This window comes from Marinomonas primoryensis (assembly GCF_013372285.1).
In the GTDB taxonomy this organism is placed as follows: Bacteria; Pseudomonadota; Gammaproteobacteria; order Pseudomonadales; family Marinomonadaceae; genus Marinomonas; species Marinomonas primoryensis.
Genome location: NZ_CP054301.1, coordinates 1,872,334 through 1,889,009, shown reverse-complemented (window position 1 = coordinate 1,889,009; position 16,676 = coordinate 1,872,334). Strand labels below are relative to the sequence as shown.

Sequence of the window (16,676 nt, the reverse complement as noted above, 5' to 3'; positions counted from 1 at the left end):
TCAAACAGTGCCAAAGAGAGTGAATCCAGATGCATAACTTGTCATGAGTGTGTAAGGGGAAATGCGCATTCACATGCTTTCCCTACGAACCGAGCAAGCATGAACATATTCTTAAGAATGACGATGAACGCCTTTACGCTCTGTCCATTATTTAGAAATGAGACAGCGCAGGATCCCAATCCTTCCACACCACTTCACGCCCTTGCGATCGAATCATCGCGGAAATGTCTGCTACAGAGCGCTCATCGCTTATTTCGAATTGTTCCAACGCTTCTTGAGAATCATCTGCATACCCGCCGGGTTGCGTTTTAGACTCGGCACTCATAGTAGTAAACCCCATTCGCACAGCGTGATTTCGAAACTCAGCCGACTCCCGTGTCGACAAGCTCATTTCTAAATCTCTATCAAATAATCGCCACGCGGCAATCAATTGAACCAACTGTCGATCTGAAATCACCGATTTGGGCACGATGCCACCTTCACACGGACGAATACGCGGAAACGCCACACTAAAGCGACTTCGCCAATAGCGTTTCTGCAAATGCCGTAGATGATGCGCCATCATCACAGAGTCTGTACGCCAATCCTCTAAACCAAGCAAAACACCCAAACCTATTTTATGAATGCCCGCTTGCCCAATACGATCCGGTGCGTCTAAGCGGTAATTGAAATTGGATTTGTTACCGCGTAAATGATGTTCAAGATACGTCTTGCGTCGATAGGTTTCTTGATAGACCAAGACGCCATCCAAGCCAATGGTTTGCAGTGTTTTGTATTCAGCTGTATCCAAGGGCTGTACTTCCATCGATAACTGACTGAAATGCGGTTTGATGTGTGGAATCATGCGTTCAAAATACGGCATAGACACCTTATTGGTTTCACCTGTCACCAACAATAGATGATCAAAGCCTTTGCTTTTAATCGCTCTAACTTCTTTTTGAACCTGAGATTCATTCAGTGTGAGACGCTTAATAGCATTACTCATAGAAAAGCCACAGTAAGTACATTCATTCGCACACGTGTTAGACAAATACAAAGGAGCAAATAGGCTCAGTATGTTGCCAAAACGCTGTAAGGTCAGCTTTTCGCTTTTATCCACCATTTCAAGTAAATAAGGTTCCGCCGCGGGTGAAATTAGCGCCGTAAAGTCATCCACATTTAATTTGTTTTTTCCAAGCGCACGCAGCACATCTTGCTCGGTTTTCTCTTCATGCGAACGAGTGACAGACTGCCAATCTGCATTCTCTACAAACTCACTAAATTGACCGGCAATGGCTGGGGTTTGCTCTAGCAATCTAACCTTGGTTGTATTTGTGCTTGAACTAGGTGTTGAGCTCATGACAAAGCACCTAGAAACTCAGTTAATGGACTGGTCGCCTGCGCCTGCACGCGTTTTTCTCCTAAACCTGATTCATAGGCGATTCGCCCTGCTTCAACAGCAAGACGAAAGGCTTTGCCCATTTGCGCGGGTTGTTTTGCAACCGCCATGGCGGTATTGACCAACACCGCATCCGCACCAATTTCTAACGCCAATGCCGCATCCGATGGTGCACCAATGCCAGCATCGACAATCACGGGTACTGTACTTTGTTCAATAATGATTTCCAAAAAAGGACGACTAGCCAAGCCCATATTAGAACCAATTGGTGAACCCAGCGGCATCACACATTGACACCCCACTTCTTCCAATCGCTTACAAAGCACAGGATCAGCATGGACATAAGGCATGACCACAAAGCCTTTTTTGATTAGTTCCTCAGCTGCCAATAACGTTTCCACGCCGTCCGGCATTAAGTAGCGAGGGTCAGGGTGAATTTCTAATTTGACCCAATTAGTCTCCAATGCTTCTCTAGCCAGTTCAGCGGCAAACACCGCTTCTTTCGCGGTGCGCGCGCCAGACGTATTCGGTAATAACTTAATACCATGCTGCTGCAAGGGTTGTAGAATATTGTCGGTTTGATGTTTCAAATCCATACGACGTAAAGACAAGGTAACCAACTCACTTTCACTTGCGGCCAAAGATGCCATCATGGCGTCCGCGCTGGCGTATTTTCCAGTACCCGTAAAAAGTCGAGAATGAAATTCATGTCCTGCAATAAAAAAAGACGACATACTAGCCTCCAGCAATGGATTCAAAAATAATAACCTGACTCTGTTCATTCAACTCAGTGTTGCTCCATAAACTCTTCGGCACCACCTGCTGATCAATCGCTACTGCAATGCCTTTCGTTTCTTTCCCCAAGCTATCCAGTAAATCCTTTAACGTTTCACCAGAAAAATCAAAAGGAGCGTCATTCAGCATAATGTTCATTTAGTCTTCCTCCTTCGTGTTGAAGTAATGATGCCATCAGTGACCGTGTCGCCGCTTCTGGATCATCCGCTTTCGTAATCGCCGTCACTAAAGCCACACTAGTCACACCGGTTCTCGCGACCAAAGGCAACCTCTCAGCGTCAATGCCGCCGATGGCAACCGTCGGATAATGGCCTTTAAGTAAACAAGCATAATGGGCGAGGCGTTTTACCCCTTGTGGCTGTGATGGCATATCCTTGGTTTGCGTTGGGAAAATATGCCCTAAGGCGATGTAACTCGGTTTAATCGATTGGGCGCGTGCAATTTCGTAATACCCGTGAGTGCTGATACCTAACCTAAGGCCAGCGTGCTGAATGGCAGACAGGTCTGCCACATCCAAATCTTCCTGACCCAGATGCACACCATAAGCACCAAAGGTGATCGCCTGCTGCCAATAGTCATTAATAAAGACCTGTGCGTTGTACTTTTGACCTAAGGCGATTGCCTGTTGAATTTTTCCTTCTAACTCAGGGTCGTCTGGATTTTTGATCCTAAGTTGAGCCAGTTTGATGCCTTGCTTAAGCACTAAGGTCAACCAAGCAATCGTATCAACTACCGGATATAAACCCATTTTATTAAGATCCATCTTGGCAAATGACAAATGGGGCACATTCGAATATTGATGAGGCGTCACTATTATGGGTAAATTTTCGATCTGCAGGGGCCAACCCGGAAGTCCAAACTGTTCGGTTTTTTCATCAATCTTCACTGTCGATTTTAATGCCGCATTTAGATAGGCTTTCGCCATGGTCATCGCATCCAATACATCGTAACCATGAGCAATGAAGCTCACCAACGCCATCGACAAAGTCCCGCCCTTGCCACCCGCATTCTGCCTGGCTAGTGTGTCACTTGAAAAGCCGACAATGGCAGTTTGACTCACTAACCAATCCGTCGTTTTTCCGGTTTCAGAGTGATCACCTTTCATCAACCAGCGACATGGTGACGCGTAAAAATACGCAGCCAGTTGCGTTTGTAAATCGGTTATAGGCTGCTTGCCAGATAGCCCCGTTAGCGCTTCAATATCCATTAAGTTAGACGTAATCACATCGACATAAGGCAACAAAGGGGCGAGTAAATCCGCCCCAAAGCCCGCTTTTTCTAGATTATGCCTATCACTTCCGCTCACCATGACAGGATCAAACACTACTAACACATTAGGGTAGTCCGCTTTCAAACGTTCTAGCCAAGTCGAGCAGGCTTTCACTATTTCTGCCGATGGCAACAAACCAACTTTAATCGCATCTGGCGGCAGATCATCTAGCAAAGCTTGCCATTGTTCGTTGAACTTAGACAACGAGATCGGCTCTAACAAATTACCGTCTTCAGAGTTTTGCACCCGGGTGGCTGTCATAATACTTTGAACATGGCAGCCTAAATTTTGGCCTATGCGAATATCTGATGGCAACCCAGTGTGGGCGGACGAATCCGACCCGCCCACACACCAAACAACAGGAGGTTTAATAGACATAATTCCTCCTTGCGCTTACAGCGACTTTTCTTTTGATTTTTCGGTTGCTCGCGTCTCTTTCGTCAATGTATCTGTCGTAAATTTATCTGTTGTTAAATAGACATCGCTACCCAACTCACGGAATTGCGCCGACATTTTTTGCATGCCACTCTCGGCTTCGTTTACGCTCAAAGTGCCTACGTTCAAAGTGCTTGCGTCTAAAGCACTAACGTCTATCTTCTGCGCTTCCAACTCCAATCCCTTAGCGTATTCTCGAACTTCTTGAGTGATTTTCATTGAGCAAAATTTCGGCCCACACATAGAACAAAAGTGCGCCACTTTTCCTGAAGCCTGCGGTAAAGTTTCGTCGTGATAAGAACGCGCCGTTTCTGGGTCAAGCGATAAGTTAAACTGATCTTCCCAACGAAACTCAAAGCGCGCCTTAGACAAGGCGTTGTCACGAATTTGTGCACCTGGATGGCCTTTCGCCAAATCCGCTGCATGAGCGGCGATTTTGTAGGTAATCAAACCTTCTTTTACATCTTCTTTATTCGGCAAACCAAGATGTTCTTTTGGTGTCACGTAACACAACATAGCACAGCCATACCAGCCAATTTGCGCCGCGCCAATCCCAGAAGTTATATGGTCATAGCCTGGCGCAATATCTTGTGTCAGCGGGCCTAATGTATAAAAAGGTGCCTCATGGCAAAGCTCAAGCTGCTCAGTCATGTTTTCTTTGATTAACTGCATGGGCACATGCCCAGGCCCTTCAATCATGACTTGTACATCGTATTCCCACGCTACTTTGGTGAGTTCACCCAAGGTACGAAGCTCAGACATTTGTGCTTCGTCATTAGCGTCCATAATCGAACCCGGACGCAATCCGTCGCCTAAGGACAGCGCAACATCGTAAGCAGCACACAACTCACAAATGTCACGAAACCGTTCGTATAAGAAACTTTCTGTGTGATGCGCCAAGCACCATTTTGCCATGATGGAACCACCACGAGAAACGATGCCGGTTAGACGCTTAGCCGTCATTGGCACATAGCGCAATAAAACACCGGCGTGAATAGTAAAGTAGTCAACACCCTGCTCGGCTTGCTCAATTAAGGTATCGCGAAATACATCCCAATTAAGATCTTCGGCGACACCATCCACTTTCTCTAACGCTTGGTAGATAGGTACGGTACCGATTGGTACAGGCGAGTTACGCAAAATCCATTCACGCGTTTCATGTATATTTTTGCCCGTTGATAAATCCATCACTGTGTCCGCGCCCCAGCGAGTCGACCAAACTAGCTTTTCAACTTCTTCTTCAATCGAAGACGTTACCGCTGAGTTACCAATATTTGCGTTTACCTTTACTAAGAAATTACGGCCAATAATCATCGGCTCGGATTCTGGGTGATTAATATTATTCGGAATAATGGCTCGACCTCTCGCCACTTCATCACGAACAAACTCGGGCGTAATGCGTGTTTGCAAGTTCGCCCCAAAGCTTTCTCCGGGATGCTGCTTCCGCAATAGTTCACTCTTAATGGCATCCATATTTTGGTTTTCACGTAATGCAATGTATTCCATTTCTGGTGTCACAATACCTTGACGAGCATAATGCATTTGCGTCACGCATTTACCCTGTCGGGCTTTTCGCACTGTTGGCAATTGCTTAAAACGCAGCTCGTCTAATGATGAGTTTTCCAAACGGGATTGAGCAAACTGTGATGACACACTCTGTAGAGCCTCAGTGTCTTGGCGCTTTTCTATCCAAGGTGCGCGCATGGCAGCCAAGCCTTCGTAAACATCAATAGTGACTTGAGGGTCTGCATAGGGTCCGGAACAATCATAGATGTAGATGGCTTCGTTGGGTTCAAAGTCAAGATTGTCAGGGTCGGACCCAAGCGGTGTATCGGTCAGGTTGATTTTGCGCATGGGAACACGGATTGTCGCATCGGAACCGTTTAAATAAATACGCTCTGACGCCGGAAACGGTGTGGCTTGTAAGGATTCGATGAAGGATTTTGCGGCTAATCGTGTTTCTTCACGAGACTGCTTTTTAGATACCTTGTTTGATTTTTTCTGTTGATTAGGTTCGTTGATAGTAGACATAAGCATTTCCCTTATTTAAAACTTGGAGAATTGCTTGTCTGGGGTGCTGCTTTACTGGAAAACGCATTAAAGACGTTTTCAAAGCAAAACATGAACCCTGAATTTTCATTGAAGAATGATGGGCGTGACGTTACGAATAAAACAGTAGACATCGCATCGAATCAATCGTCATAAAAAAGACAGGTGTTCATTCGATGCAGAAAAGAAAAATGGAGATTTTCTTGTTTCCTACGCGGGTTTTAACCCGATCAGGTTCTGCGGATCCCGCACTTAATTATGCGATCTCAGCCAAATGGCACTCCGACAAGTGAGACCGAGTATACCCAGTCTCACTTCCTTGTAAACACCTAATTTTCATCAGAACTAAGGAAGAAAAATATCTCAATCACTAAACAGGTTATGCTTGGTTTTGCATTTCTAACGCCATTTTATAAAGATAGTTTTTCTTTTCGCCGGTTAATTTCGCGGCCATGGCGGCGGCTTGTTTAACCGGTAAATCTTCTAGCAAAATAGTGAGAATCCGTTTTGCCTCTAACTCCACTTCATTGCCACTTTCTTGAGTAAAGCTCAACATAACGACAAATTCACCACGCAATTGGTTTGCATCCGCGTCAAACATCGCAAGAATTTCAGTCGCCGTACCAGATAAAAATGTCTCAAAGGTTTTTGTCACTTCTCGTGCGAGAACCAACTGAGCATCCTCACCGTAAACTTTTTGAACATCGGCAATGGAGTCATAAATACGGTGCGTCGATTCATAAAACACCACCGTGCCGGTTTGCTTCTTCCATGACTCGAATAAATCACAGCGACCTTTTGATTTCGCTGGAACAAAGCCTGCAAAGAAGAATTGATCCGTCGGCAAACCTGACGCGCACAACGCAGACACCAAAGCACACGCACCTGGAATAGGCACCACTTTATGCCCTTTTCCACGCAGCGCATGCACCACGTGATAACCTGGGTCAGAGATTAACGGGGTGCCAGCATCGGATACCAACGCCACATTTTTACCTTCGTCTAGTAAGCTCGCCACATAACCCGCTTTGTCTTTTTCATTGTGATCATGAATGGAGAAAAGCTTCGCTTCGATGGCGAAATGATTCAATAAACGCCGAGTATGCCGGGTGTCTTCCGCCGCTATATAGTCTACGTCTCGTAAAGTTTGCTCGGCTCTTTTACTAAAATCATCGAGATTGCCTATTGGGGTTGCAACTATGTACAGCGACCCTCTCGCATCGTCAGAACTATGTGATACCATGTTGCCTCTTTTATTTGTCATTCTATAAGCTTATGAGCCTACTTAATTACCGCATCATATCATTAACTCTGTGCTCTTTTCTGCTGAGTGCTTGTAATTCCATGAATTTAAACATGGAGCAGCAACAAAAATTGACTCAAAGTGCGACACAAGAAAGAACACTGCCGCCAAGCATCTATCATCCAATAAAAACCACTGATGTATCAAAAGAATTAGGCGAAGCTTATCGTTCCGCAAAGAACTTTTATGAGCAAGGCGAATTCCAGCAAGTCATTGATACATTAGAAAATGAAGTGTTATCAACAACCTCTTCTATTCAGTTTGAAGCGTACTTACTGGCCGCTCTAGCCACATCAAATTTAGACAACGCCACAGAATCCTTTGACTTTCTAAAGCAAGCCGGTCGCTTAACGGCTGCGCGCCACCCTGACAACCAAAATAAACTAAAAGACACCAAAGCCTCCATTCTTGAGCACTTTGGCAATTGGTTAGATGCGGTGAGTCTGCGCATGGATTTGACATACAACTTACCACTTAATGAAGGTGAAGATAACCAAACTAAATTGTGGTTGGCCGTCCAGAATTTGACTCAAAATGAAATAGATGAGCTCTATCAACAACAAAGACCACTACTCAATGGCTGGTTAACAATCAGTGGCATTTTAAGAAATCAATCACTGTCTATTGAGCAGCAGCTTACGGTATTCGAGAATTGGCGGATAGAAAACCCAAATCACCCAGCAGCACTATCCCCTCCACAAGATTTCCAAATCATGTCGTCTATTGAAGACATGGCACCGAAAAAAATTGTCTTAATGCTGCCGATGAGCGGCAAACTAGAGCGCGCATCTCAAGCTATTGTCGACGGTTTTTTTGCTACCTTTTACAATCAAAAAGAAGCAAGACCACAAGTCAGCATTATTAACGTAGATGATTACTCAAACATCATTGACGCACTCGCAGCGGCGAACGAAAAGCAACCAGATGTTATTATTGGGCCGTTACAAAAGAATAATGTCGCCCAAGTCGGTCGTTTAGATTTACCTTATCCTGTCATCGCACTTAATCAGCTAGATATTAATCTGCACCCAAAAAACCTTTATCATTTTTCATTAAGTGCCGAAGATGAAATACACGAATTAATTACCTTCGCCAAACAAGAAGGCGCAACGAAAGCCGCTATATTAAACATCCAAGACACTTGGGCATTAAAACAAAGCGATGAATTTCGGGTGGCCGCAACCAAAGAAAACATCACCATCACCTCCAATCAGTCATATGCCAACACGCCAAAAGGCAGACAGGACGCGATTCAAAAGCTACTCCTGATCGATGAAAGTTATGCTCGCAAAAGACGGATAGAACAATGGACAGGAACGAAGGTAGAAAGCATAGCTAGATCACGCGAAGACCTTGATTACGTGTTTTACGTCGGGAAACTTAATGATGCCAAACAAATAAGACCCCTTATAGATTTTTACTTCGCCGACAAAATCCCTATGCTGGCGACCAGTACATTAAATGATAGTGAGCCAGATAAATCGATTAACCCTAGCGATATTGAGCGGATACTTTTTACCGAGGTTCCCGCCCTCACACCAAACAGCACCACTTTAGATGTATTGCCTAAAAATCAAAGTTCAAATATTTTGCGTAGATTACAAGCGCTCGGCGCCGACTCCTATTTGTTAGCAAACAAATATCGACTGTTCACACTACTACCAAGCACAAAAATTTCAGCGAATACTGGCATTATCACCATAGATGAAAATGGCATATTTCATAAAAGACCTGAAATTATGACTTACCGAAAAGGAAATTTGGTATATGCAAATAATCACCCGTATTTTCAGCAACAGGAGAATACCGAAAAATAGTGGCGAAAAAGCAGAACAGGCAGCTGAAATTTTTTTACTTTCACAAGGCCTTCGCTTTGTTGAGAGAAATTTCTTCTGTCGCATTGGCGAGATTGATTTGATATTTTTAGATCAAGACACCTATGTTTTTGTAGAAGTCCGCTATCGCGCAAATAATGCACACGGTAGCGCCGCTGAAAGCCTTGGGCAATCTAAACTAAATAAGGTGCGAAAAAGCGCCTCTTTATGGCTACAGAAGAACAATAAAGTAAACAACGCTAGTCGTTTCGATGCGATACTATTTGATAAAAAAATAGACCAACAACATTTAACTTGGCTTAAAGCAGTATTTTAATCACTATGGATTTTCAAGAAGCAATCTACACACAATTTGCCCAGAGTTTTGAAGCACAACAGCAAGCGCTGGAAAGCTTACCTCCGTATATAGAGCACGCCGCTAAAGTGATTTTTTCAAGCGTTGCGTCCGGCGGAAAAATCATCTGCATTGGCAACAGCACGGGATCTCACCTGTCTCAATACTTTAGCACGCTAATGCTAGATCGAATGGACAGAGAGCGCCCAGGACTACCTGCCATTAATTTAAGCGGTGATGGCGCCGCTTTGCTGGCAATTACTCACAATGACAGTTATCACGATGTCTTTTCAAAGCAAATAACAGCCCTAGGTAATCCGGGGGATATTTTATTTGTGGTTGCTAATCGTGGTAACACATCGCCTATCATCCAAGCTATCCAAGCGGCTCATGAGCGTAAAATGAGTATCGTCGCCCTAACCAGCCCAGAAGCCAAAAACGTCTCCTCCCTTACCTCACAAGATGACACAGAGATAAAAATAAACCTTCTTGGTACCGCCAGAGTGCATGAATGCCAGATCACCGTCATTCACACGCTGGTTGATCTTCTTGAGCGTCAACTGTTTGGCAATGAAGACTGAGTTAAGAGCATTTAAAAATACATAAAAAAAGAGCCATCTATGAGTGGCTCTTTTTTTATTTAAATAACTTAAACAATCAACTCTCTTTTTTACTTCACAACCTTCAACTTAAAACCTTTTTTAGGCACTGGTGGTGTAGGGGTAGGCTCATCAGTAAATTCCTCATCAGGGAATACAAAGCCATCGCCATTCTCTTTAGCGTACAAGGCAAGCGCCGCTCGTATCGGCACATAAACTTGCATTGGCTTACCACTAAAGCGCGCCTCAAAAGATACCGCTTCTTTGTCCATAATTAAATGACGCACCGCAGACATGCCGATATTCAGCACTATCTGGCCATCTTTAACAAATTCTGTTGGTATCACTACATCTTTTTGCTCTGCATCCACTAAGAGATAAGGCGTCATATCATTATCAGCAACCCAAGTGTAAGCGGCATTTAATAAATAAGATCGTTTGGGTAACATAGTCTCTCCTGCTTAATATTCTGCAAAAAAAAGGAGCCATAAGCTCCTCTTTTGCTATCTAACATAACCGAGAGCAAAAGCCTCAGCTTAGTCTAAACGCATTTCTTGTTCGGCTTCAGAAAGACTTTCTTGGAAAGACTCACGCGCAAAAACAAGATCCATATATTTGTACAACGCTCTTGCTTGCTCTTTAGGTATTTCTACACCTAATGCAGGTAGGCGCCATAAGATAGGAGCCAAGCAACAATCTACAATCGTAAAGTCATCGCTCATAAAATAAGGTTTTTCCTCAAAAATAGGAGAAACACTTACCAGCCCTTCACGCAGTTCTTTTTGAGCTTGAGCAATCGCCGCTTTATCTTTACTAGAAAGAATCAAGTCAACTAATTTCGCCCAATCGCGTTGAATGCGATACATATACAAACGGCTTTCTGCTCGAGCAACAGGGTAAACAGGCAATAATGGTGGATGCGGAAAACGCTCATCCAAGTATTCCATCATGACATTTGGCTCATAAAGAACCAAATCACGATCAACCAAGGCCGGCAATTCATTGTATGGATTAACGTCAGCCAATTCATCTGGCTTGTTAAATGAGTCCACATCAATAATGTCTACTGTGACAGCTTTTTCTGCCAATACAATACGCACTCTATGGCTATAATGATCCTCTCCATCAGAGAAGAACGTCATTGAGGAGCGCTTAGCAATAACACCCATGTCTAACCCCTATTTTGAAAACATCCAAGTCCCCTTAATCGGAGACAAACTATAAAATGATATCGAAGTCATAACTTACTCACTTCGATATCGAAATTCTTTTAGCTTTCAACTGAGTCGACGAAGAATAAAAAGTGACCCAATAGAAACATCAAACCAATATCAAATTCATGCTAGTTATTCATGCAGTTGATTACAGCCTTAATAGCTAATCATTCTAACATGATTTGACTTGAAATTTTCTCTGAATACTTACTTTGATACACGAATAGAGCAATTCTCTTTTTTTTTGAAGAAAAAAGCAGGAAAATAGTACAAAGCAAAAAAAACGCCTGATGAAAAAATCACCAAGCGCTTTAATAGTATTCTGAAAGCGAAAATTAACGCTTAGAGAACTGAGGACGACGACGTGCTTTGCGTAGACCAACTTTCTTACGTTCAACTTCACGCGAGTCACGAGTAACGAAACCTGCAGAACGTAGAGTACGACGTAGAGTCTCATCATATTGCATCAAAGCACGTGTGATACCATGACGGATCGCACCAGCTTGACCAGAGATACCACCACCTTTAACAGTGATGTAAACGTCAAATTTTTCAGTAGCGCCAACAAGTTCAAGAGGTTGACGAACAACCATCTGAGCTGTTTCACGACCAAAGTACTGAGAAAGTGTACGGTTGTTGATAACTAAGTTACCAGAACCGGCCTTAAGGAACACACGAGCGGTAGACGTTTTACGACGACCTGTACCGTAGTATTGAGTAGCTGACATAATGATCTTCCGTATTAAATGTTAAGTGTTTGAGGCTGTTGAGCAGCATGTGGATGCTCAGTACCAGCGTATACTTTCATTTTCTTGTGCATTGCACGGCCCAAAGGACCTTTTGGCAACATACCTTTAACGGCAAGTTCAAGAACACGCTCTGGAGCATGATCAATCAGCTTCTCGAAATTCATAGAACGCAAGCCGCCTGGGTAACCAGTATGGCGGTAGTATTGTTTTGCAGCTGCTTTATTACCTGTAACGTGAACTTTCTCAGCGTTAACAACAACGATGTAATCGCCAGTATCAACATGCGGAGTGTATTCAGCTTTATGCTTACCACGTAAACGGCGAGCAATTTCAGTAGCCAAGCGGCCTAGAGTTTTGCCTTCAGCATCAACCACGAACCAGTCGCGGCGAACTTCAGCAGGTTTAGCTGTAAAAGTTTTCATCAAAAAACCCTTTCAATACGCGTGTTCAATGACACGCAATACCTATTATTATTGGTTAATTAATTATTTGCATAATTAATTAACGTACACTTACCTTTAAAAAGGCGAGCGAAGTATATACCAACGCAACAAAATAAGAAAGACAGATATGCTTATGGACGGTGTTCTAAAGACAAATATTCTTCAGATTGCATTTCCAACAATCGACTCACTGTGCGGTCATATTCGAATGCTAAACGCGTGCCTGTATAGATATCTGGAATCGCCACTTCAGCGGAAATAATAACCTTCACATGACGATCATAAAACTCATCCACCAAGTTGATAAAACGCCTTGCTAAATCATCCCGTGAAGCATCCATTTGCGGCAGATTAGAAATAATAATCGTCGTATAAAGACGCGCTATTTCAATGTAATCAACCTGGCTTCTTGGCCCATCGCACAACCCCTTAACATCAAACCAAGCAAGGCCCTCACAACTGCGAATCAAAGGAATATCACGCCCCTCTATTTCAACGGAACCACCTTCAACAACATGAGATGCGTCTGATATAAGACTCAAGAATCGATTATTTAACTCAATATTGGCTGCGTCACTTAATGGATAATGATATAACTTCGCCTGTTTTAACGTTCTAAGACGGTAATCTATACCACCGTCTACATTCATCACCTTGGTATGTTTATTAACTAAAGCGATCGCGGGCAAAAAACGAGCACGCTGCAAACCATTTTTATACAAGCCATCAGGCTCAATATTGGAAGTTGCAACCAACGTTGTTCCGTTTTCAAACAGTACCTCTAGCAAGCCAGCTAAAATCATAGCATCGGTAATATCAGTGACGAAAAACTCGTCAAAACACAACACTTGCGCCTTAGAAGAAATCTCTTTACCTACTATTTCAAGCGGGTTTTTCACATCATGAAGCTTTCGCATTTCTTGATGGACCATTTGCATAAACCGATGAAAATGCAGACGCATTTTCTTTTCCATTGGCAAACAGTCGAAGAATGTATCCATTAGATAGGTCTTACCCCGACCCACACCACCCCAAAAATACAAACCTTGCTCTACAGTCGGTATTTTCTTTTTTCGAAACCGATCAAAAAAACCACTTGAAGGCTGATCTCCTTGATTTGCAACCAAACGATCGAATAAATCCTGAAGTGCTTCTACCGCCTCTTCCTGCGCTGGATCGTAGTTAAAATCTGCTCTTGTTAAATCTTGCTTGTAACGCGTAATGGGTGTCATCGTCGCTCTTTGGTTCGAATAAGTGGATTCTGACTATTCTAACAAATTGCATCTTAAACAACACCTATCAAGCTGTTATCGTAGGGGCGGTTTCGCTATAATGGATTATCTGTTTTTTGGAGAAAGTCATGAACTTAGAAGAATTCAATATCATCATCTTTATTACCGGCATTATTATTGGCTGTGTCGTCACATTAGCTCTCAAAAGCTACAAGGCAAGAAATAACAAACAAGCTTACTCAAGCTCAAGCGTCATCACCATGAAATCATTACAACAAGAGCTAGACAGCAAGCAAGTCATTATTGATAACTTCTTCTCAGACAGCAACGAACACCTAATGGCTGTTGAGAAACGTTTGGCAGATCTAAGAAATTGCCTTGCTGATAATGCGAGCCAATCTAGCAATGTCAAAATAGAAAGCAGCTCAATTATCAGTAACGCCCAGACTCCTGACACCTCACCAGTAACTGAGCCGCCAAGAGATTACGCGCTAAAAAATGATAAGCAACCAGGCATGCTTAGCGAAAACTTTGGCTTAGATGATAGACATACCGATTTAGAGCCTAAACGCACTATTTAATTAAAAAAAACGGGCTTTAAAAAAGCCCGTTTTTTTATGTTCTTACAACCCTTTCAGCTCTTTCAATCCCTTCAATTAAGCAGGATTGTCTATATCAATAAATACCGCATCTAGACCACACTCTTCTGATAGAAACGCAGCCATAGATTTAACCCCAAAACGCTCGGTTGCATGATGACCCGCGGCAATAAAATGAATCCCCATCTCACGCGCAATGTGAATAGTCTGCTCAGAAACTTCCCCTGTGATATACACATCAGCACCAGCATCGACCGCCTGCTCTATATACCCTTGAGCACCACCAGTACAAAGCGCCACTCGATGGATCTTTCTATCACCAACACACTCAAACAGCACTTCTCGCTCAACCGCTTTTTCTACCATAGCGCGAAAAACACTAACGGACACGGGCTCCCTTAACTCGCCAACAACCCCAATAGATTCCTCGATTGCAACACCTGGCTGCAATCCAGTTCTATTTAAGAGTCCAATGGCATCCGCCAACCCTGCGTTATTACCCAAAACAGGATGCGCGTCTAGTGGTAGATGATAACCATATAAATTGATGTCATGCTTAATCAACGCTGAAATACGTCGATACTTCATTCCAACAATCTGAGGAATTTCGTTTTTCCAAAAATAGCCATGGTGGACAAAAATTGCGTCGGCCTTGTACTCAATCGCAGCATCAATAAGCGCCTGACAAGCTGTTACACCAGTAACAACACGGCTGATTTCTTTTTTTCCTTCCACCTGCAAACCATTGGGCGCATAATCTTTAAAACGATTTGGACTCAACGTCTGATTAAGTAACAACTCAAATTCACTACGTAGCACAACAACCCCTTAAGCCTTATGATCCGAAAAAACTACTGTATACCCATCATTATCTCTGTTCTCGCAGGCACTTGCATAGGCCTAGCGGTATTACTTATACAAGAGAAGCAAAATACTTCCAATTCGAGTTACTCCATACCAGTAAAAGTAGCGACACCCTCTGTTGTTAATATTTACACCCAAGTCGCCCAGAAAATAACGCTAAACAACCAAAAAGAATCCAAACACAGTATCAATTTGGGTTCCGGCGTTATCGCTACAAGGGATGGCTTTATACTCACCAACCATCACGTCATTCAAAATGCACAGAGTATTGTCATTGCCCTTAACGATGGAAGACGTACCGAAGCAAAACTTATCGGCTCGGACCCATCAACCGACCTAGCCGTTTTAAAAATAAACCTATCTAATTTACCCAATATTAAAATGGGAAACAGCAGTAAAGTCTCTATTGGAGATCGCATACTGGCAATAGGCAATCCATTTGGGATAGGTCAAACCGTCACAGCCGGTATCATTAGCGCCAAGGGCCGAAACAGCATAGGTCTTAATACTTACGAAAACTTCCTACAAACCGACGCTGCCATAAACCCAGGTAATTCTGGCGGCGCTTTAGTCAACCTTAAAGGCGAACTTATTGGCATAAGCTCTGCAATTTACTCAAGTACGGGGGGCTCACAAGGAATAGGGTTTGCAACACCAGTCGATGACGCACTTGAAGTGATGACAGCCATCATTAATAACGGAGAAGTAGTCCGAGGATATTTAGGGATGGACGCTCAAAAAATAACACAGTCATTGGCAAATAACTTATCACTGCCATCAAACCACGGGTTACTTGTTAACGACATTACAAAGGAAAGTCCAGCAGAAAAAGCCGGTATTGAAGTGGGAGATATAATACTTGAAATCAACAACAACCCGAGTAAAGACCCGTTTCAAGTCAGGCGACTTATCGCATCGCTAAAACCTGGGACCAATATTTCCCTTGTTGGCATTCGAGGGCAGCAATCCTACCAGACAGATATCATGCTAGAAAAACAGCCCACGATGCAGCGCATTAATTATTAGTATCAACCCTAACGCTCAATCTGCTCTTTAAGATTCTGCAAACTTCGCTCAAAGTTATCACCCGCAATATTATTTGCAAACATAGCAAGATAAGGACTCAACAACCCCGCACTAAGATTCCCTTCAATGGTCCACGCAACAAGTGTCGACCCATTGCTTGGCTGCAAGGTTATTACATTATGCACAATATTAACTTTAGGCTTGGGACGAACATCGAAGCGTATACGATTGTCGGATAATTCAATCACAGACAAAACACCTTGCTCCGGCACTTCGTCGTATGACAATGCAACTGAATCCCCTTCCGCTAAAGCACCTTTAAATGGTTCTACTTTACCTTTTTGAATGAACATCCAGTTTGGCAAACTATCGCCGTGAAACAGGTCTTTGTAAATTTCATCACGAGGCGCGTCAATAAGCACACTCCGTTCTACGCGATAGTCTGTCGGCATAAAAAAACCGCCGACAACCATAAGCAAGATAATCAGCGCCAAAATACGCGTCACCTTCCTCAATTTATAAAGAGCGGCGGGGTGAGACGTATCTTTCAC

The 16,676-nt window shown here is 43.3% G+C and carries 18 protein-coding genes and 1 riboswitch; of the genes, 5 read left to right on the top strand and 13 right to left on the bottom strand.

The genetic code is table 11. From position 1 onward, the window contains the following. Positions 1-151: 151 nt before the first annotated feature. The 6 genes from thiH to rsmI form a co-directional block, all read right to left on the bottom strand. On the bottom strand, positions 152-1,339 hold the full coding sequence (thiH, locus tag MP3633_RS08665) for a 2-iminoacetate synthase ThiH (protein WP_176335236.1): 1,188 nt from the start codon (positions 1,337-1,339) through the stop codon (positions 152-154). Further along, positions 1,336-2,112, bottom strand: coding sequence for a thiazole synthase (locus tag MP3633_RS08660; RefSeq protein WP_176335235.1), 777 nt, complete (start codon positions 2,110-2,112; stop codon positions 1,336-1,338). The genes thiH and MP3633_RS08660 overlap by 4 nt, the downstream gene beginning before the upstream one ends. A 1-nt stretch (position 2,113) precedes the next feature. Further along, positions 2,114-2,311, bottom strand: coding sequence for a sulfur carrier protein ThiS (gene thiS / locus MP3633_RS08655; protein ID WP_176335234.1), 198 nt, complete (start codon positions 2,309-2,311; stop codon positions 2,114-2,116). Then, complete coding sequence (gene thiE, locus MP3633_RS08650; RefSeq protein WP_176335233.1) at positions 2,292-3,821, bottom strand: thiamine phosphate synthase; 1,530 nt, start codon at positions 3,819-3,821, stop codon at positions 2,292-2,294. Before thiE ends, thiS begins: the two co-directional genes overlap by 20 nt. Positions 3,822-3,836: 15 nt before the next feature. After that, a complete protein-coding gene (gene thiC, locus MP3633_RS08645; protein ID WP_176335232.1) occupies positions 3,837-5,909 on the bottom strand; it encodes a phosphomethylpyrimidine synthase ThiC in 2,073 nt (690 codons plus the stop codon). A 208-nt stretch (positions 5,910-6,117) separates the two neighbouring features. Then, positions 6,118-6,222: riboswitch (TPP riboswitch) on the bottom strand. An 84-nt stretch (positions 6,223-6,306) separates the two neighbouring features. After that, positions 6,307-7,170, bottom strand: coding sequence for a 16S rRNA (cytidine(1402)-2'-O)-methyltransferase (gene rsmI, locus MP3633_RS08640; RefSeq protein ID WP_244959919.1), 864 nt, complete (start codon positions 7,168-7,170; stop codon positions 6,307-6,309). A 101-nt stretch (positions 7,171-7,271) separates the two neighbouring features. On the opposite strand from rsmI, the gene MP3633_RS08635 reads away from it, so the two are divergent. From MP3633_RS08635 to MP3633_RS08625, 3 genes are read left to right on the top strand one after another with little or no spacing between them, the layout of a single operon-like run. Then, positions 7,272-9,047 carry a penicillin-binding protein activator gene (locus MP3633_RS08635; RefSeq protein ID WP_244959918.1) on the top strand — a complete coding sequence of 592 codons (1,776 nt, stop codon included), beginning with the start codon at positions 7,272-7,274 and terminating at the stop codon, positions 9,045-9,047. Further along, the gene (locus MP3633_RS08630; protein WP_112139084.1) at positions 8,998-9,381 is read left to right on the top strand and encodes a YraN family protein; all 384 of its coding nucleotides are present in this window, start codon (positions 8,998-9,000) and stop codon (positions 9,379-9,381) included. The genes MP3633_RS08635 and MP3633_RS08630 overlap by 50 nt, the downstream gene beginning before the upstream one ends. A 5-nt stretch (positions 9,382-9,386) precedes the next feature. Continuing rightward, positions 9,387-9,980, top strand: a complete 594-nt coding sequence (locus MP3633_RS08625; RefSeq protein WP_112139086.1) for an SIS domain-containing protein — start codon at positions 9,387-9,389, stop codon at positions 9,978-9,980. Positions 9,981-10,069: 89 nt separating this feature from the next. Here the strand turns inward: MP3633_RS08625 and MP3633_RS08620 are convergent, their stop codons facing one another. The 5 genes from MP3633_RS08620 to zapE form a co-directional block, all read right to left on the bottom strand. After that, entirely contained in the window at positions 10,070-10,447 is a 378-nt protein-coding gene (locus tag MP3633_RS08620; RefSeq protein ID WP_112139088.1) for a ClpXP protease specificity-enhancing factor, read from the bottom strand. Positions 10,448-10,534: 87 nt separating this feature from the next. Beyond that, complete coding sequence (locus tag MP3633_RS08615; RefSeq protein WP_112139090.1) at positions 10,535-11,167, bottom strand: glutathione S-transferase N-terminal domain-containing protein; 633 nt, start codon at positions 11,165-11,167, stop codon at positions 10,535-10,537. Between the two features lie 380 nt (positions 11,168-11,547). Beyond that, positions 11,548-11,940 carry a 30S ribosomal protein S9 gene (gene rpsI / locus MP3633_RS08610; protein WP_072839866.1) on the bottom strand — a complete coding sequence of 131 codons (393 nt, stop codon included), beginning with the start codon at positions 11,938-11,940 and terminating at the stop codon, positions 11,548-11,550. 14 nt (positions 11,941-11,954) lie between these two features. Beyond that, positions 11,955-12,383 carry a 50S ribosomal protein L13 gene (gene rplM / locus MP3633_RS08605; RefSeq protein WP_024023081.1) on the bottom strand — a complete coding sequence of 143 codons (429 nt, stop codon included), beginning with the start codon at positions 12,381-12,383 and terminating at the stop codon, positions 11,955-11,957. Between the two features lie 152 nt (positions 12,384-12,535). Continuing rightward, positions 12,536-13,636, bottom strand: coding sequence for a cell division protein ZapE (gene zapE / locus MP3633_RS08600; protein ID WP_176335229.1), 1,101 nt, complete (start codon positions 13,634-13,636; stop codon positions 12,536-12,538). A gap of 128 nt (positions 13,637-13,764) precedes the next feature. Between zapE and MP3633_RS08595 the strand changes: the two genes are divergently transcribed. Further along, the gene (locus tag MP3633_RS08595; protein WP_112139094.1) at positions 13,765-14,217 is read left to right on the top strand and encodes a ZapG family protein; all 453 of its coding nucleotides are present in this window, start codon (positions 13,765-13,767) and stop codon (positions 14,215-14,217) included. A 75-nt stretch (positions 14,218-14,292) separates the two neighbouring features. Here MP3633_RS08595 and MP3633_RS08590 read toward each other — a convergent pair whose 3' ends face one another. Continuing rightward, entirely contained in the window at positions 14,293-15,054 is a 762-nt protein-coding gene (locus tag MP3633_RS08590; RefSeq protein WP_112139096.1) for a Nif3-like dinuclear metal center hexameric protein, read from the bottom strand. Between the two features lie 18 nt (positions 15,055-15,072). Here MP3633_RS08590 and MP3633_RS08585 point away from each other — a divergent pair, with 18 nt between their 5' ends. Beyond that, positions 15,073-16,125 (top strand): S1C family serine protease, encoded by a 1,053-nt coding sequence (locus MP3633_RS08585; protein WP_176335228.1) that lies wholly within the window; start codon positions 15,073-15,075, stop codon positions 16,123-16,125. An 8-nt stretch (positions 16,126-16,133) separates the two neighbouring features. Here MP3633_RS08585 and MP3633_RS08580 read toward each other — a convergent pair whose 3' ends face one another. Then, positions 16,134-16,676: an SRPBCC family protein gene (locus tag MP3633_RS08580; RefSeq protein WP_244959916.1), complete on the bottom strand. Its 543-nt coding sequence runs from the start codon at positions 16,674-16,676 to the stop codon at positions 16,134-16,136.

Bases quoted from the DNA above. Each gene is read 5' to 3' on its own strand.
- thiH (WP_176335236.1), bottom strand. From the start codon at position 1,339: ATGAGCTCAACACCTAGTTCAAGCACAAATACAACCAAGGTTAGATTG.
- MP3633_RS08660 (WP_176335235.1), bottom strand. From the start codon at position 2,112: ATGTCGTCTTTTTTTATTGCAGGACATGAATTTCATTCTCGACTTTTT.
- thiS (WP_176335234.1), bottom strand. From the start codon at position 2,311: ATGAACATTATGCTGAATGACGCTCCTTTTGATTTTTCTGGTGAAACG.
- thiE (WP_176335233.1), bottom strand. From the start codon at position 3,821: ATGTCTATTAAACCTCCTGTTGTTTGGTGTGTGGGCGGGTCGGATTCG.
- thiC (WP_176335232.1), bottom strand. From the start codon at position 5,909: ATGTCTACTATCAACGAACCTAATCAACAGAAAAAATCAAACAAGGTA.
- rsmI (WP_244959919.1), bottom strand. From the start codon at position 7,170: ATGGTATCACATAGTTCTGACGATGCGAGAGGGTCGCTGTACATAGTT.
- MP3633_RS08635 (WP_244959918.1), top strand. From the start codon at position 7,272: ATGAATTTAAACATGGAGCAGCAACAAAAATTGACTCAAAGTGCGACA.
- MP3633_RS08630 (WP_112139084.1), top strand. From the start codon at position 8,998: ATGCAAATAATCACCCGTATTTTCAGCAACAGGAGAATACCGAAAAAT.
- MP3633_RS08625 (WP_112139086.1), top strand. From the start codon at position 9,387: ATGGATTTTCAAGAAGCAATCTACACACAATTTGCCCAGAGTTTTGAA.
- MP3633_RS08620 (WP_112139088.1), bottom strand. From the start codon at position 10,447: ATGTTACCCAAACGATCTTATTTATTAAATGCCGCTTACACTTGGGTT.
- MP3633_RS08615 (WP_112139090.1), bottom strand. From the start codon at position 11,167: ATGGGTGTTATTGCTAAGCGCTCCTCAATGACGTTCTTCTCTGATGGA.
- rpsI (WP_072839866.1), bottom strand. From the start codon at position 11,940: ATGTCAGCTACTCAATACTACGGTACAGGTCGTCGTAAAACGTCTACC.
- rplM (WP_024023081.1), bottom strand. From the start codon at position 12,383: ATGAAAACTTTTACAGCTAAACCTGCTGAAGTTCGCCGCGACTGGTTC.
- zapE (WP_176335229.1), bottom strand. From the start codon at position 13,636: ATGACACCCATTACGCGTTACAAGCAAGATTTAACAAGAGCAGATTTT.
- MP3633_RS08595 (WP_112139094.1), top strand. From the start codon at position 13,765: ATGAACTTAGAAGAATTCAATATCATCATCTTTATTACCGGCATTATT.
- MP3633_RS08585 (WP_176335228.1), top strand. From the start codon at position 15,073: ATGATCCGAAAAAACTACTGTATACCCATCATTATCTCTGTTCTCGCA.